Origin of the sequence: Actinomadura sp. (assembly GCF_044508335.1) — a bacterium.
In the GTDB taxonomy this organism is placed as follows: domain Bacteria; phylum Actinomycetota; class Actinomycetes; order Streptosporangiales; family Streptosporangiaceae; genus Spirillospora.
This window is the reverse complement of sequence record NZ_JBIQHY010000009.1, coordinates 91713-105402: the sequence shown is the minus strand read 5'-3', so window position 1 is coordinate 105402 and position 13690 is coordinate 91713. Positions and strand designations below refer to the sequence as shown.

General features: G+C 73.8%; 14 protein-coding genes. 5 read left to right on the top strand and 9 right to left on the bottom strand.

The genetic code is table 11. From position 1 onward, the window contains the following. Positions 1 to 126: 126 nt before the first annotated feature. Positions 127 to 1125 carry an oxygenase MpaB family protein gene (locus tag ACIWVC_RS05995; RefSeq protein ID WP_396449482.1) on the bottom strand — a complete coding sequence of 333 codons (999 nt, stop codon included), beginning with the start codon at positions 1123 to 1125 and terminating at the stop codon, positions 127 to 129. 97 nt (positions 1126 to 1222) lie between these two features. Here ACIWVC_RS05995 and ACIWVC_RS05990 point away from each other — a divergent pair, with 97 nt between their 5' ends. Beyond that, the gene (locus ACIWVC_RS05990) at positions 1223 to 1861 is read left to right on the top strand and encodes a TetR/AcrR family transcriptional regulator (RefSeq protein WP_396449481.1); all 639 of its coding nucleotides are present in this window, start codon (positions 1223 to 1225) and stop codon (positions 1859 to 1861) included. A gap of 72 nt (positions 1862 to 1933) precedes the next feature. Here the strand turns inward: ACIWVC_RS05990 and ACIWVC_RS05985 are convergent, their stop codons facing one another. Genes ACIWVC_RS05985 through ACIWVC_RS05965 form a run of 5 tightly spaced genes read right to left on the bottom strand, consistent with a single transcriptional unit; the run spans position 1934 to position 8515 of the window. Then, positions 1934 to 2554, bottom strand: a complete 621-nt coding sequence (locus ACIWVC_RS05985; protein ID WP_396449480.1) for an isochorismatase family protein — start codon at positions 2552 to 2554, stop codon at positions 1934 to 1936. After that, on the bottom strand, positions 2551 to 4446 hold the full coding sequence (locus ACIWVC_RS05980) for a hydantoinase B/oxoprolinase family protein (RefSeq protein WP_396449479.1): 1896 nt from the start codon (positions 4444 to 4446) through the stop codon (positions 2551 to 2553). Before ACIWVC_RS05980 ends, ACIWVC_RS05985 begins: the two co-directional genes overlap by 4 nt. Then, on the bottom strand, positions 4446 to 6506 hold the full coding sequence (locus ACIWVC_RS05975; protein ID WP_396449478.1) for a hydantoinase/oxoprolinase family protein: 2061 nt from the start codon (positions 6504 to 6506) through the stop codon (positions 4446 to 4448). Before ACIWVC_RS05975 ends, ACIWVC_RS05980 begins: the two co-directional genes overlap by 1 nt. 41 nt (positions 6507 to 6547) lie before the next feature. After that, positions 6548 to 7771 (bottom strand): CaiB/BaiF CoA transferase family protein, encoded by a 1224-nt coding sequence (locus tag ACIWVC_RS05970; protein ID WP_396449477.1) that lies wholly within the window; start codon positions 7769 to 7771, stop codon positions 6548 to 6550. Further along, positions 7772 to 8515: a GntR family transcriptional regulator gene (locus ACIWVC_RS05965; protein WP_396449476.1), complete on the bottom strand. Its 744-nt coding sequence runs from the start codon at positions 8513 to 8515 to the stop codon at positions 7772 to 7774. 129 nt (positions 8516 to 8644) lie between these two features. Between ACIWVC_RS05965 and ACIWVC_RS05960 the strand changes: the two genes are divergently transcribed. Continuing rightward, a complete protein-coding gene (locus ACIWVC_RS05960) occupies positions 8645 to 9535 on the top strand; it encodes a hydroxymethylglutaryl-CoA lyase (protein ID WP_396449475.1) in 891 nt (296 codons plus the stop codon). A 3-nt stretch (positions 9536 to 9538) separates the two neighbouring features. On the opposite strand, the gene ACIWVC_RS05955 is transcribed toward ACIWVC_RS05960, so the two are convergent. Both ACIWVC_RS05955 and ACIWVC_RS05950 read right to left on the bottom strand, forming a co-directional pair. Further along, positions 9539 to 9964: a VOC family protein gene (locus tag ACIWVC_RS05955; protein WP_396449474.1), complete on the bottom strand. Its 426-nt coding sequence runs from the start codon at positions 9962 to 9964 to the stop codon at positions 9539 to 9541. Further along, positions 9961 to 10419: an ATP-binding protein gene (locus tag ACIWVC_RS05950; protein WP_396449473.1), complete on the bottom strand. Its 459-nt coding sequence runs from the start codon at positions 10417 to 10419 to the stop codon at positions 9961 to 9963. Before ACIWVC_RS05950 ends, ACIWVC_RS05955 begins: the two co-directional genes overlap by 4 nt. A gap of 199 nt (positions 10420 to 10618) precedes the next feature. On the opposite strand from ACIWVC_RS05950, the gene ACIWVC_RS05945 reads away from it, so the two are divergent. Then, a complete protein-coding gene (locus ACIWVC_RS05945) occupies positions 10619 to 11434 on the top strand; it encodes an SAM-dependent methyltransferase (protein ID WP_396449472.1) in 816 nt (271 codons plus the stop codon). 16 nt (positions 11435 to 11450) lie between these two features. Here the strand turns inward: ACIWVC_RS05945 and ACIWVC_RS05940 are convergent, their stop codons facing one another. Beyond that, positions 11451 to 11834, bottom strand: a complete 384-nt coding sequence (locus tag ACIWVC_RS05940; protein ID WP_396449471.1) for a CoA-binding protein — start codon at positions 11832 to 11834, stop codon at positions 11451 to 11453. 155 nt (positions 11835 to 11989) lie between these two features. Here ACIWVC_RS05940 and ACIWVC_RS05935 point away from each other — a divergent pair, with 155 nt between their 5' ends. Together ACIWVC_RS05935 and ACIWVC_RS05930 are read left to right on the top strand one after the other, a co-directional pair. Beyond that, positions 11990 to 13108 carry a cysteine--tRNA ligase gene (locus ACIWVC_RS05935; protein WP_396453895.1) on the top strand — a complete coding sequence of 373 codons (1119 nt, stop codon included), beginning with the start codon at positions 11990 to 11992 and terminating at the stop codon, positions 13106 to 13108. Positions 13109 to 13209: 101 nt separating this feature from the next. Next, positions 13210 to 13677 (top strand): universal stress protein, encoded by a 468-nt coding sequence (locus tag ACIWVC_RS05930; RefSeq protein ID WP_396449469.1) that lies wholly within the window; start codon positions 13210 to 13212, stop codon positions 13675 to 13677. The last annotated feature ends 13 nt before the right edge of the window (positions 13678 to 13690 follow it).

The following is a 13690-nucleotide window of genomic DNA, read 5'->3' as shown; positions in this document are numbered from 1 at the left end:
CCCATCAGAACGACGGCCGTTGAGCGGACCGCCTGTTCTGTGGACTGCCTCCGCACCGGAAAGTCATCGGCGCCCGCCCGGCACCGGAGCGCTGCCCGCGCCGGCGAACCCGGCGCGGGGCCGGGGTCAGGCGATCGCCTCCACCTCGTCCCGGGTGAGGGCGGGGTCGGGGGTGGTCGGCGCGGTCGAGGCGACCGGCGCCGAGACGCCGCCGGCGACGCGGGCCTCGGCCTCGCGGTACTCCCTGATCGGGCCGGTGGCGTCGTGCAGTCCGTTGAGGACGAGCCACAGCGCCGCCCGGCGGGCGCGGAGCCGCACCGGGTTCGGCGGCCGGTAGAGGCAGAGCTTCTGCGCCCACCCCGGGAGCATGTCGCGGGCGGCCCAGTCCATGAAGGGGCCGCCGGGCTCCCAGGGCTTGAGCTTGCTGTCGCGCAGGTTCGGCCCGGTCTGGAACGCCTTGATCGGGGTGAGCGCGAGGCGCGGCAGGTAGGACTCCAGGCACTCGGCGACCTCGGCCTTGGTGGCGGGCAGGTCGGTGCCGCCGAGGGCCTCGCCGACGCGGACGAACTCGCGGTAGTAGCGGTCGATGTCGCGCAGCGGGCGCCGGTGGTAGCGCTCGTGCGCGGTCGCGATGCCCCAGACGACGGTGGCGTAGTTCCAGCGCAGCCATTCGGGGTCGTCGGCGTCGTAGGCGAGCCCGTCCGGCCGGGTGCCCTTCACCGTGTGGTGCATGGCGCGGACGGCGCGGGCCAGCTTCTCGGCGGTCGGCGTGGAGCCGTAGGCGGTGCCGATGAAGAACGACAGGGAGTGCCCGAGCCGGACCGCGGCGCCCTCCGGGTCGATGTTGCCGGTGGGGATTCCGTCGACGCGCTCGGGGATGCGGGAGTGGTCGTAGGCCATCCAGCTGATGCTCGGGTCGAGGCCCTCGATGTAGGCGGCGCCGACCAGGCCGAGGAGCAGCGTGGGCAGGTGCGAATGCACGTACCAGACCGCGCTGCCGGGGCCGAACCAGCCGGGGTCGCCCTCCGGCCCGGCGAAGTTCAGGCCCTTGAAGAACCTGGAGCGTATCTCGGTGTCGAAGGCCCGCTCGAACCGCGTCGCGACGATGTTCGTCTTCCCCGGCATCTGCACTCCCAGTTCTGGTGACGACTGTAGCCAGAGTAGTTGTCTGGGTACATCCGTGTCCAGACTCGGATCGCGGGAGGGCCGGTATCGTCGGGGCATGGCGAACGCGCGCACGGCCACGTCCACCCGGTGGGCCGGGGTCCCCGCGAGCCGGCGGCGGGACGAGCGGCGCGCCATGCTCGTCCGGGCCGCGTACCGGCTTTTCGGCGAGGAGGGCGAGGCGGGCCTGACGGTGCGCGCCGTGTGCCGCGAGGCCGAGCTGCACACGCGCTACTTCTACGAGAACTTCGCCGACACCGCCGAGCTGCTCGCGGCCGTCTACGACCGGCAGGCCACGGCGCTCGCCGAGGTGCTGGACGCCGCGGTCGAGGAGGCGGGCCCGAGCCCGGAGGCCCGCACCCGCGCGGGCATCCGCAGCGTGCTGCGCTTCATCAGCGACGACCCCCGGCGCGGGCGCGTCCTGTTCGCGGAGGCGCCCGGCAACGAGGTGCTGGCCGAGCGGCGCCGGGCCGCGCAGACCGCCCTGCTGGACGGCGTGCTCGCGATGAGCAACGTCGAGAACCCGCGGCTGCCGGTCGTCATCGCCGCGACGATGTTCACCGGCGCGATGACCGAGCTGGCCCAGCGGTGGGCGGACGGGCGGCTCGGCGACGACCTCGACGCGGTCGTCGACAGCGCCGTCGAACTGTCCCTCGCCCTCCACACCGCCGCCGCGCGGCACGCCCAGAAGAACTGACCCGCGGCGCGCCGCCCCCATGCCGCCGCCCCGCGGGCGAAGGCGGCACGCCGCAGGCCGGCGACCGGCCGGTCAGCCGATCAGCTTCAGCGCCCGGTCCAGTGAGATCACGTCGGCGTACTTGGCCTGCAGGTCGAGCAGGTTGGCCTCGTGCAGGCGCCGGTCGCGGTCGCCGCACGCCTCGTCCACCACGAGCGGGCGGAACCCGTGCTGCAGGGCGTCGGTCGCCGTGGCCCGGACGCAGCCGCTCGTGGTCAGCCCGCAGATGAACAGGGTGTCGACGCCGGACGCGGTCAGGGTCGCCGCCAGCGACGTCCCGTGGAACGAGCTCGCGTACTGCTTGGTCACGACCGTCTCCCCCGGCGCGGGGGCGACCCCCTCGGCGAAGTCGCCGAGGGGGCTCCCCTCCTCGAACACCCGCAGCGCCGGGATCTTGCGGCGGAACAGCCCGCCGTCCACGCCGCCGGGCCGGTAACTCACACGCGTGAAGAGCACCGGCAGCCCGGCCGCCCGCCCCGCGCCGATCAGCGACACCGACGCCGCCAGCGCGCCCTCGACCGGGGCGCGCAGCGGCGAGCCGTCCTCCAGGTAGGCGCGGACGAGATCGACCACCAGCACCGCGGGCGACCGGCCGCAGCCGAGGCTCTCCCCGAACCCCGACTCCCGGTAGCCGGCGACGATGTCGCCGGTCATCGCCGCAAAGCGTCGGCGGAGCGGACGTCGACCGGCGGGCGCGGCGCGGGCAGCCCGGTCTCCTCCTCGCAGCGGGCGAGGATCTCCTCCAGCGGCGGGCCCATGTCGAACACGGGGATCTCCGTCCGCTCGGCGGCCTTCTCCGCCCGCAGCCGCTCGGTGGCCTCCTCGTCGAGGACGCCGTCGGCGGTGCAGACGACGCCGTACCCGTCGCGGGCTCCCTCGACGGTCACGAGGCCGCGCAGCACCTCCGTCGCGACCAGCTCGGCGGGACGGGCGAGCGGGTCGCCCCATCCGCCGCCGCCCCAGGTCACGAAGTGCAGCACGTCGCCCGGCGCGACCGGGACGTCGTGGACCTTGCTGGGCAGCACCTCCCGCGTGCCGTCCGCACGGTCGATCCACTTGCGGCCCCGCTCCCCCGGCCGCCCGCCGTTCACGCCCCACGGGTAGGTCAGCCAGCGGTCGTCGTGGATCGCGATCGTGCCCGGCTCCTCGAAGCAGTAGGCGACGTCCACGCCGTTGCCGCCCCGGTGCAGGCCGGCGCCGCCGGAGTCGGCGATCGTCTCCCACCGCTCGATGCGCAGCGGGTAGTACGACTCCAGGTACTCGCAGGGGATGTTGACGAACGACGGCCACAGCGAGTGCCCGTCCGGGCCGTCCCCGACCGGGCGCCCCGGCACGCCGCCGAACCCGATCGAGTACAGCTGGAACCACTCGCCCTCGCGCGGACCGGACGTGTAGTGCCCGGAGTACATGAAGTGCGGCGAGGACGAGAACCCGGCCGCGTTCAGGATCTCCGGGTTGGTCTGCCCGAGCAGCCCGCCGAACAGGTCGAACACCCGGCCGATGCCGTGGTTGCGGGCGTTCAGCGCGGCGGGGTGGCGCGGCTTCCAGAACGAGTCCTCGGGGATCGTCACGTCGATCAGCGGGTAGAAGCCGTCGTTCCACAGGATCTGCGGGTCGGCGACGGTGATCACGTAGATCCCGAAGAACATCCGGACGAGGTTCTCGTTGATGAAGTAGTTCACCGGCCCGACCGCCTGCGGCGCGGCGTGGCTGAAGTCCAGGTGGACCTTCTCGCCGTGCCGGGTCAGCGAGATCTTCAGCTCGTAGGGGCCGTAGCCGCAGCCGTCGTCGCAGATGTAGTCGGCGAACTCCAGCGTCTGCCCGTCCTCGAACAGGGTCGCGAGCAGCACCTTCATCGCCTGGTAGTTGCGGTCGAGCAGGGCGTCCAGCGCGGACAGGTACGTCTCGACGCCGAACCGGTCGCACAGCTCGTTCACCCGCCGCGCCGCCGTCGTGCAGGCCGCGACGAGGCCGTTCAGGTCGGCGCGGTTCCAGTCGGGCATCCGCACCTGGTTCAGGATGATGCGCAGCGCCGCCTCGTTCAGCTCCCCGCCCTCGTAGAGCTTGAACGGCGGGACGACCACGCCCTCCTCGTAGATGGTGCGGGCGTCGGCGGGCATCGAGCAGGGCGTCTTGCCGCCCACGTCCGACATGTGGCCGAACATCGACGACCAGCCCACGAGCCGGCCCCGGTGGTAGATCGGCACGACCAGCAGCCAGTCGTTGGCGTGGCTGATCGCCGCGCCGCACGCGTACGGGTCGGACGTCATCAGGATGTCGCCCTCGCCGATCGTCCCGTCGAAGTTGTCCAGGAAGTCCGGCACCGAGAGCCCGAACTGGCCGACCACCATCTTCCCGGACGGGTCGGCGATCAGCGGGAACTCGTCGTGCTGCTCGCGGATGCCCGGGGACAGCGCGGTGCGGAACAGCACCTCGTCCATCTCGTAGCGCGCGTTGCGCAGCGCGTTCTCGATGATGTCCAGGGTGACCGGGTCGACGTCGACCCGGCCGACCGGCTCGGTGGTGGTCTGCAGGATCTCGGCCATCAGCCCTCCTCAGTGGGACGGATCAGCAGGCTGCCGCTCGGGTGCACGGTCGCGGCGTGCCCGGGCAGGACGAGGGTGGTGGAGTCCATCTCGACCACGACGGCCGGGCCGGTCACCACGTCCCCCGCGCGCAGCTTCGCGCGGTCGTAGATGCGGGCGGGCACGTGCGCGCCGTCCATCCACACCTCGGTCTCGCGGACCAGCGCCCCGGACGGGTCGCCGTCCCCCTCCGGCAGCGTCCGCCAGGCGACCTCCGGGCGCGGCCCGCTGACCGTCACCCGCAGGTTGATCACTTCGCGCTCGTTGTCGAGCAGGAACGAGAACAACCGCTTGTGCTCGGCGTCGAACGCGGCGCCGAGCTCGGTGAGCAGGTCGCCGTCCACGGTCTCGCGGTCGATCTCGACGGGGATCTCGAAGCCCTGGCCGTGGTAGCGCAGGTCGATCTGGTACGTCGCGGTCTGGCTGCCGCGCGGGACGCCCTCCGACTCCAGGCGCGCGGCGGCCGCGTCCTCCAGTTCGGCGAGCACGGCGCGCAGCTCGGCGTCGTCGAGGGTGGAGAAGCGGCGCACCATCGTGCGGGCGCTCTCGTCGCGGGCGCAGGTCGTGGCGTCCCCGTAGGCGCACAGGACGCCCGGCGACGGCGGCACGATCACCGGCCACGAACCGGTCAGCCTGCCGAGCGCGTTCGCGTGCAGCGGCCCCGCCCCGCCGAACGACATCAGCGCGAAGTCGCGCGGGTCGAAGCCCTGCTGGACGCTGATCAGCCGCAGCGCGCCCAGCATGTTCTCGTTGACGATGTCGATGATCCCCGCCGCAGCAGCCTCCACGCTCGGCAGGCCCATCGCCTCGGCGATGCCGCCCACCGCCTTGCGGGCGGCCTCCACGTCCAGCGTGATCTCCCCGCCGGCGAGCTCCGTCGGCAGGTAGCCGAGGACGACGTTCGCGTCGGTCACCGTGGGGTCGGTGCCGCCCGCGCCGTACGCGGCCGGGCCCGGGTCGGCGCCCGCCGACTGCGGTCCGACCCGCAGCGCCTTGGTCAGCTCGGGGACGTGCGCGATCGATCCGCCGCCGGCGCCGACGCTGCGGACGTCCACGCTGGTCGCCCGGACGGTCAGGTCGCCGACGCTGGTCTCCCGGCCGATCCGGGGGCGCCCGCCGAGGACCAGCGCCACGTCCGTGGACGTGCCGCCCATGTCGAACGTGAGGAAGTCGCGGTACCCGGCCTGCTCGGCGAACCACACCGCGCCGGTCACGCCGCCCGCCGGGCCGGACAGCAGCAGCGCCACCGGGTCCTCGGCCGCCTTCGCCGCCTGCGTCAGCCCGCCGTCGCTGCGCAGCACCGCGAGCGGCGCCGCGATCCCGCTGCCGGTCAGCGACCGGTCGAGGTTGCTCACGTACCGGGCGACCTCCGGCTGCACGTAGCTGTTCGCCACGGTCGTGACGGTCCGCTCGTACTCCCGCATCTCCGGCAGGACGCGGCTGGACAGCGACACCGGGACGCCCGGCAGCTCCTCGGCGGCCAGCTCGCCGAGCCGCCGCTCGTGCTCGTCGTTGGCGTAGGAGTTGATCAGCGAGATCGTGAGCGCCTCGATGCCGGCTCCGGCGAGGCGGCGCAGCTCGGCGCGGGCTCGGTCCTCGTCCAGCGGGGCGACGACCGAGCCGTCGGCGGCGATCCGGCCGGGGACCTCGACCGTGTGCTCCAGCCGGGCGAGCGGCTCGGGCTTCGGCCAGATGATCCAGCCGGCCAGCCCGCCCGGAACGAACGACCGGGCGATCTGCAGCACCTGCCGGAACCCCTGGGTGGTCACCAGCCCGACCCGCGCGCCCCTGCCCTGCAGGATCGCGTTGGTCGCCACCGTCGTGCCGTGCAGCACATGCGCCACCTCGGACAGCTCGATCCCGGCGTCCCGGCATACCTTGCGGATGCCGTTGAGGACGCCCTCGGACTGGTCCGCCGGGGTGGACGCGGTCTTGGCGCGGTGGCTGACCCCGGTCTCCTCGTCCACCAGCAGCACGTCGGTGAACGTGCCCCCTACATCGACGCCTAGGCGATAACCCATGCCGGCCTCCCGATGCCGTGCTCGATCATTTCGGCTCGCTTCTAGATGGCTCCGCGCTCGGCCAGCGCGGCGATCTCGTCTTCTCGGAGGTCCAGGAGGCCGCCGTACACCTCCCGGTTGTGCTCGCCGAGCGCCGGGCCGGGGTGGCGCACCGCCCCGGGCGTCTCGCTGAGCTTGGGGAACGCGTTGTGCATCGGGAGCTCCCCGAAGTCGGGGTGGGCGAGGCGCACGATCGCCTCGCGGGCCGCGAAGTGCGGGTCCTCGAACATGTCCTTGGCGGTGTAGATGCGGCCGGCCGGGACGCCGCCCTCGTGGAGGGTCTCCAGCAGATCGGCGGTCTCGAGCGTCGCCGACCAGGCGGAGATCAGCTCGTCCAGCTCGGCCATGTTGCGGCCCCGCGCGGCGTGCCCGGCGAACCGGGGGTCGTCGGCCAGCTCGGGGCGGCCCATCGTCTTGGCGAGCCGCGCGAACACGGTGTCCTGGTTGGCGGCGATCAGGATCATCTCGCCGGACGCGGTCGGGTACACGTTGCTGGGCGACACGTTCGGCAGCACCGACCCGGTGCGCTCCCGCTGGTAGCCGGCGACGGCCCACTCGGGCAGCAGCGACTCCATCATCGCCAGCACCGCCTCGTAGATGGCCGAGTCGACGACCTGGCCGCGGCCGGTGTTGCCGCGGTGGTGGACGGCGGCGAGCGCGCCGATCGTCGCGAACACGGCGGCGAGCGAGTCGCCGAGCGAGATCCCGGCGCGGGACGGCGGGTTGCCCGGGTCGCCGGTCACGTAGCGGATGCCGCCCATCGCCTCGCCGATCGACCCGTATCCGGCGCGCGGCGCGTAGGGGCCGCTCTGCCCGAACCCGGACACGCGGACGAGGATCAGCCCCGGGTTCCGCTCGCGGAGGGACTCGAAGTCCAGCCCCCAGCGCTCCAGCGTGCCCGGGCGGAAGTTCTCCACCACGATGTCGGCCCGCTCGATGATGCGGCGCGCCAGGTCCTGCCCCTCGGCGGTGCGCAGGTTGCAGGTGACCGACTTCTTGTTGCGGGCGACCACCGGCCACCACAGGGACTTGCCGTGCGGCTTCTCCCGCCCCCACTGGCGCATCGGGTCGCCCGTCCCCGGCGACTCCAGCTTGATCACCTCGGCGCCGAAGTCGCCGAGCAGCTGGCCGCAGAACGGCCCGGCGAGCAGCTGCCCCATCTCGACCACCCGCAGGTCGGCGAGCGGTCCCCGGGCGTCCCGCGGGGCGCCGTCGTGCGTTGACATCTAGCGGATCCTCGTTTCGGTCGCGTCGTCCCGGCCGTCCGTGCCGTCTGTGTCGTCCTGGCCGCCGGTGTCGTCCTGGCCGCCGGTGTCGTCCCGGTCGCCGGCCGGCGCTTGGTCGCGGGCGGCGCGCAGCAGCACCGCCTTCGCGGCGAGCACGTGGGCCCGCATCACCGACTCGGCCCAGGTGCCGTCGGCCGCCCGCAGCGCGGCCACCAGCTCCCGGTGGTGGGCGCAGCTGCGGGCGAGGTCGTCCGGCGAGTACCGGTGGAAGGTGCGCATGACCAGCGGGAGCTGCACGACGGCGTTGAGCATCGACACCAGCCGGGCGCTGGCCGCGGCGGCGCGGACGATGCCGTGGAACTCGGCGTTCAGCTCGGCGACCCGGTCGAGGTCCTGGCCGTCGCCCGCGGCGGTGGCCCGCTCCATGAGGTCGCACAGCTCGGCCATGCGGTCGGCGTCCTTGCCGTCGATGCGGGTGGCGGCGCGGCGCGCGGCGGCGCCCTCCAGCAGCATCCGCAGGTCGTAGATCTCCTCCAGGTCCTCCGGCGTCCAGTCCGGGACGCGGGCGCCGCGGTGCGGCAGGACCTCGACCAGCCCCTCGACCTCCAGCCGGCGCAGCGCCTCGCGGACCGGCGTCCGGCTGGAGCCGGTCTGCTCGGCCAGCTCGGCCTCGCCGAGCCGCGCGCCGGGCGGGTGGACGCCGTCCAGGATGTCGGCGCGCAGCCGCGTGTACACACGGTCCACGGCACGGACCATCCGAACCCCCTCGTTCCGGTTGATTGCATGCAAGATATGCATTGAGGTCGCTTGACACAAGAGTCTGACCTGAACGATTCTGCAGAGCATTCGCGCATTGCATACAAGGGATGGCCGATGGCGAGCGTCGAACTGATCGAGGTGGGCCCCCGGGACGGGCTGCAGAACGAGGCCGCGGTCCTGCCCGCGTCCGACAAGGTGCGGCTGATCGAGCGGAGCGTCGCCGCCGGGCTGCGGCGGATCGAGGCGGTCAGCTTCGTCAACCCGAAGCGCGTCCCGCAGATGGCGGACGCCGAAGCCGTGATGGAGCGCGTCCCCCGGTCCGCGGGCGTCCGCTACGCCGGGCTGGTCCTCAACCCGCGCGGGCTCGACCGGGCGCTCGCCGCCGGCGTGGACGAGGTCAACGTCGTGGTCGTCGCCACCGACGAGTTCAGCCGCCGCAACCAGGGCTGCACGGTCGAGGAGGGGGTGGCCAACTGGGCGCGGATCGCCGCCGACGCGCGCGCCGCCGGGCTCTTCCGCACGGTAACGATCGCCGCGTCGTTCGGCTGCCCGTTCGAGGGCGAGGTGCCCGCCGGCCGCGTCCTCGACCTGGTGCGGCGGGTCGCCGAGAGCGAGCCCGACGAGATCGCGCTGGCCGACACGATCGGCGTGGGCGTCCCCGCGCAGGTGCGGACGCTGCTGACCGGCGCCGCGGAGGCCGCCCCGGGCGTCCCGCTGCGCTGCCACTTCCACAACACGCGCAACACCGGCTACGCCAACGCCCTCACCGCGCTCGACCACGGGGTGAGCGCGCTGGACGCGAGCACCGGCGGCTTCGGCGGCTGCCCGTTCGCGCCCGCCGCGACCGGCAACATCGCGACCGAGGACCTGCTCTACTCGCTCGACCGCATGGGCGTCGCCACGGGCGTCCGGATGGCCCCGCTCACCGAGACGGCGGCGTGGCTGGGCGAGCGCCTCGGCAGCCCGGTGCCGGCGCTGCTCGGCCGCGCCGGCGGGTTCCCCTGAGCGTCAGCCTTCCGCCGCGGAGGCGTCCCGCTGCAGGAACTCCAGCCGGTTGCCGAGGTTGTCGGACGCGTAGAAGCGGCGATGGCCGGGGAAGGCGCCGTCCCAGGTCACCTCGACGCCGTGCTCGGCCAGCCGCTCGGCCAGCCCGTCCAGGTCGGCGACCCGGATGCCGGGGTGCGCCTTGCGCGCCGGGCGGAAGCCCTGCTCGACGCCGAGGTGGATCTCCAGGTCGTCGGCGCGCACCCACAGCCCGCCCCGCGCGGCCAGCTCCGGCGGCTTCGCGATCTCGCGCATCCCGAGCGCGTCGACGTAGAACGCCCGGCAGTCGTCCTCGCTGCCGGGCGGGATGGCGAGTTGCACGTGGTGCAGCCCGAAGGCGAACGGCGACGCGTGATCCGGCCCGTACCCGCGCGCGGAGACCTCGCTCATGAGCACATGATCGCACGGGTGAAGTACACCCGGATGGTGGTCCCGCCGGGACCGGTGTGGATGCGGACAAGATCGGCCAGTTTGTGGACGAGCAGCAGGCCCCGTCCGCCGACCGTGTCGGGCGGGACGGGACGCCGCCCGGCCAGCGGATCGTCGATGTGCCCCGCGTCGCTGACCTCGATGATGAGGTGCGTCGCGTCGTGCCAGAGGCACAGCACGCCGCTGCCGCCGCCGTGCTCGACGGAGTTGGCGGTCAGCTCGCTGACCACGAGCTCGGCGTCCTGGACGCGGTCCTCGTCGAGCCCGGCCGCGGTCGCGCACTGCACGACCATCCCCCGCGCCACCTTCAGCGTGCCCGCGTTGAAGGGCAGCCGCCGCGGCGGGGCGGACGGCTCGGCGGCCTGCGGCGCCCCCCGACCCGGGTGATCGCCGACGCGCTCCCCGCTGCCGGTCATGACCGTCCCTCCGACCGCATCTCTGCCCTGCGGCAATCATGCATGGTACCGAGTGGAAGCGGACGCGGGGCCCGCTTCCGCCGTGGATCTTCCCTGGTCACCGAGGATTAGACACGCGCCCTCGCGTTCCCCCGGTCCGGGCGGAATGTCCGTCGTACACTGATTGATCATGAACTGAACCTGCCGGGAGGTCCCAACCGTGGACGACGAGCACGTGAAGGGCGGATCCGACGGCGAATCCGCGGGCGACCGGCCCGAGGACGCGACCGTCCCGAGCGTGGCCCGGATGTACGACTATTTCCTCGGCGGCAAGGACAACTACGCCTCCGACCGTGCCGCCGCCAAGAAGGTGCTGGAGGCGCTCCCCACGGTCGAGGGGGTGGCCCGCGCGAACCGGGCGTTCCTGCAGCGCGCCGTCCGCTTCGTCGCCGGTGAGGGCGTCGACCAGTTCCTGGACGTCGGCACCGGCCTCCCCACTCAGGGCAACGTCCACGAGGTGGCGCGGGCGGTCCGGCCCGACGCGAAGGTCGTGTACGTCGACAACGACCCCATGGTGGTCGTGCACGCACGGGCGCTGCTCGCCACCGACGCGCAGACCTCGATCGTCCAGGCCGACATGCGCTCCCCCGGGGAGATACTCGACGCCGCCCGCGAGCTGCTCGACTTCTCGCGCCCGGTGTGCCTGCTGTTCGTCGCCGTCCTGCACTTCCTGCCCGACGCCGAGGACCCGGCGGGCAAGATGCGGCGGCTGATCGACGCGGTGCCGCCCGGCAGCCACGTCGTCCTCTCCCACGCGGCCGCCGAGGAGCAGCGCAACATCCGCGTCGGCGAGACCTACCGCTCGCAGTCGGCGAGCGCGCCCCTGGTGGCCCGGACCCGCGACGAGGTCGCCGCGCTCCTCGACGGGCTGACCGTCCTCGACCCGGGAGTCGTCCGCCTGCACGAATGGCGCCCGGCGGGCGGCGAGTACGTCACCGACGCCGGCTGGACGGCCGTGGCGCGCAAGGACGGCTGACCGGCGCGCGGCGGCGTCAGGCGCCGAGGCCGTCCAGCCCGACGAGCCGCATCCCGTGCTCGCGGCAGGCGGCGAGCAGCCCGCGCTCCTGCTCATCGGACAGCTCCGCGCCGGCCACCGCGACGGCGGGCACGCCGGACCGGCCGCACGCCCCCGCCACGCCGGGCACCGCGTACGCGGGGACGGCGATGACCGCGAGGTCGGGCGGCTCGGGCAGGTCGGCGAGCGTCGCCACGCACCGGACGCCGCCCGCGCCGTTCCCGGCGCAGTGCGGGTTCACCGCGTAGACGGAGCCGTCGAAACCACCGCGCAGCAGGCCGTCGAGGACCGTCCCGCCCTCGTGGGACGCCCCGATGACCGCGACGACCCGCGCCCGCACCCCGCCGGAGAGCTCTGCCATGCCCCAAGCCTCTGACGCGGCGGGTCGCGGATCAGGGTCCCAAAGTCCCCTGCGGCCGGGACCAAGGTCCCGGTTCGGTCTTTACCTCCCACTTCGCACACTGGGAGGATGACGGCCTTCTGGGCTTACCGACCATCGTGAGGACCGGAACCCCCGTGGAACTCAACGCACCCGACAGCACCCTCCGGATCGGCGGCCGCCCGCTGCCGGTCGTCGGCCCCGCCCGGATGTACGTCTGCGGGATCACCCCGTACGACGCCACCCACCTCGGCCACGCCCGCACCTTCGTCTGGGCCGACGTCGCGGCCCGCGTCCTGCGGCACGCGGGCGGGGACGTGCGCGTCTGCCGCAACGTCACCGACGTCGACGACGTGCTGTACCAGGCCGCGCACCGCGCCGGCAGCCCCTACGACAGCTTCGCGGCCGTCCAGCAGTACTACTTCGAGCGCGACCTCGACACCCTCGGCGTGCGCGCCGTCGACCACCAGCCCCGGGCGCACAACCACGTCCGCGAGGTCATCGCGCTGGCCCAGGGCCTGCTCACCGCGGGCCACGCCTACGTCCGCGACGGCGCCGTGTACTTCCGCGGCGCCGACGCCCGCCGGCGCACGGGCCTGGCCCGCGACGAGGCCCACGCCCTCCTGGCCGAGTACGGGGACGAACCGGATGATCCGCGCAAGGAGCATCCGTTCGACGTCGCCGTGTGGCGCCCGTCCCGCTCGGGCGAACCCGCCTGGCCCAGCCCGTGGGGTCCCGGCCGTCCCGGCTGGCACGCCGAGTGCGCCGCGATGGCCATGACGACCTTCGGCCCGTCCCTCGACCTGCACGCCGGCGGCACCGACCTGCGCTTCCCGCACCACGCCTACGAGTCGGCGATGGCCGAGGCGCTGACCGGCGTGCGCCCCTTCTCCCGCACCTGGCTGCACATCGGCATGGTCCGGCGGGACGGCGTGAAGATGGCCAAGTCGACGGGCAACCTCGTCCTGGTCTCCGACCTGGTCCCCGACCACCCGCCCGCCGCCGTGCGGCTCATGCTGATCACCGCGCCGTGGCACGACGAATGGGACTACACGCCCGGCGTCCTCGACGAGGCCGCCGCCCGCCTGGACCGGCTGCACACCGCCGCCGGCCGCGCCGACCGCTCCCCGGCAGCCGAGGCGGCCGTGACCGAGGCGCTCCTCAGCGACCTCGACGCCCCCGCCGCGCTCGCGGTCGCCGAACAGGAGGGGGGCCGCGCCGCCCGCCTGGCGATGCAGGTGCTCGCCCTCACCTGAACGGACCTTCGTCCCAGCCGCTGAGGACCCTTGGCCATGGGGAGCCCGGTGCGCACGCCGCGAGCATGAGGGGCCGCACCTCACCACCGAGGGAGACATCCTTGAGCACACGGGCACCGCGGCCGGTGCACCCTCCCGCCCCGGCGCGGATCGTCGTCGGGGTGGACGGCTCCCCGGCGTCCCTGACCGCCCTGCACTGGGCCGCCGGCGAGGCGGCGCGGCGGCACGCCGAGATCCTGGCCGTCCGCTCGTGGCACGGCCGCCGCGACCGGCTGATCGCGTCCCTCGACCGGGAACGCGAGCGTGCCCGCCGCGCCCTGGCCGCCGACATCCGGGCCGTCCTGGGCGCCGAGCCCCCGGTGCGCGTCCGGCAGGAACTGGCCTTCGGCAACCCCGTCCGGACCCTGCTGCACCTGGCGGCGAAGGCGGACCTCCTGGTTCTGGGCGACGCGCCGAGACCCCGCGGACCGGTCAGAACGGCGTGCCTCCGCATGTCCGCCTGCCCGGTGGCGCTGATCCCACCCACGCCGTCGGACCGGCCGGTGAGCCGCCCGGCGTCCGCGCCCTGACACTCAAGCCCGT

Bases quoted from the DNA above. Each gene is read 5' to 3' on its own strand.
- ACIWVC_RS05995 (WP_396449482.1), bottom strand. From the start codon at position 1,125: ATGCCGGGGAAGACGAACATCGTCGCGACGCGGTTCGAGCGGGCCTTC.
- ACIWVC_RS05990 (WP_396449481.1), top strand. From the start codon at position 1,223: ATGGCGAACGCGCGCACGGCCACGTCCACCCGGTGGGCCGGGGTCCCC.
- ACIWVC_RS05985 (WP_396449480.1), bottom strand. From the start codon at position 2,554: ATGACCGGCGACATCGTCGCCGGCTACCGGGAGTCGGGGTTCGGGGAG.
- ACIWVC_RS05980 (WP_396449479.1), bottom strand. From the start codon at position 4,446: ATGGCCGAGATCCTGCAGACCACCACCGAGCCGGTCGGCCGGGTCGAC.
- ACIWVC_RS05975 (WP_396449478.1), bottom strand. From the start codon at position 6,506: ATGGGTTATCGCCTAGGCGTCGATGTAGGGGGCACGTTCACCGACGTG.
- ACIWVC_RS05970 (WP_396449477.1), bottom strand. From the start codon at position 7,771: ATGTCAACGCACGACGGCGCCCCGCGGGACGCCCGGGGACCGCTCGCC.
- ACIWVC_RS05960 (WP_396449475.1), top strand. From the start codon at position 8,645: ATGGCGAGCGTCGAACTGATCGAGGTGGGCCCCCGGGACGGGCTGCAG.
- ACIWVC_RS05955 (WP_396449474.1), bottom strand. From the start codon at position 9,964: ATGAGCGAGGTCTCCGCGCGCGGGTACGGGCCGGATCACGCGTCGCCG.
- ACIWVC_RS05950 (WP_396449473.1), bottom strand. From the start codon at position 10,419: ATGACCGGCAGCGGGGAGCGCGTCGGCGATCACCCGGGTCGGGGGGCG.
- ACIWVC_RS05940 (WP_396449471.1), bottom strand. From the start codon at position 11,834: ATGGCAGAGCTCTCCGGCGGGGTGCGGGCGCGGGTCGTCGCGGTCATC.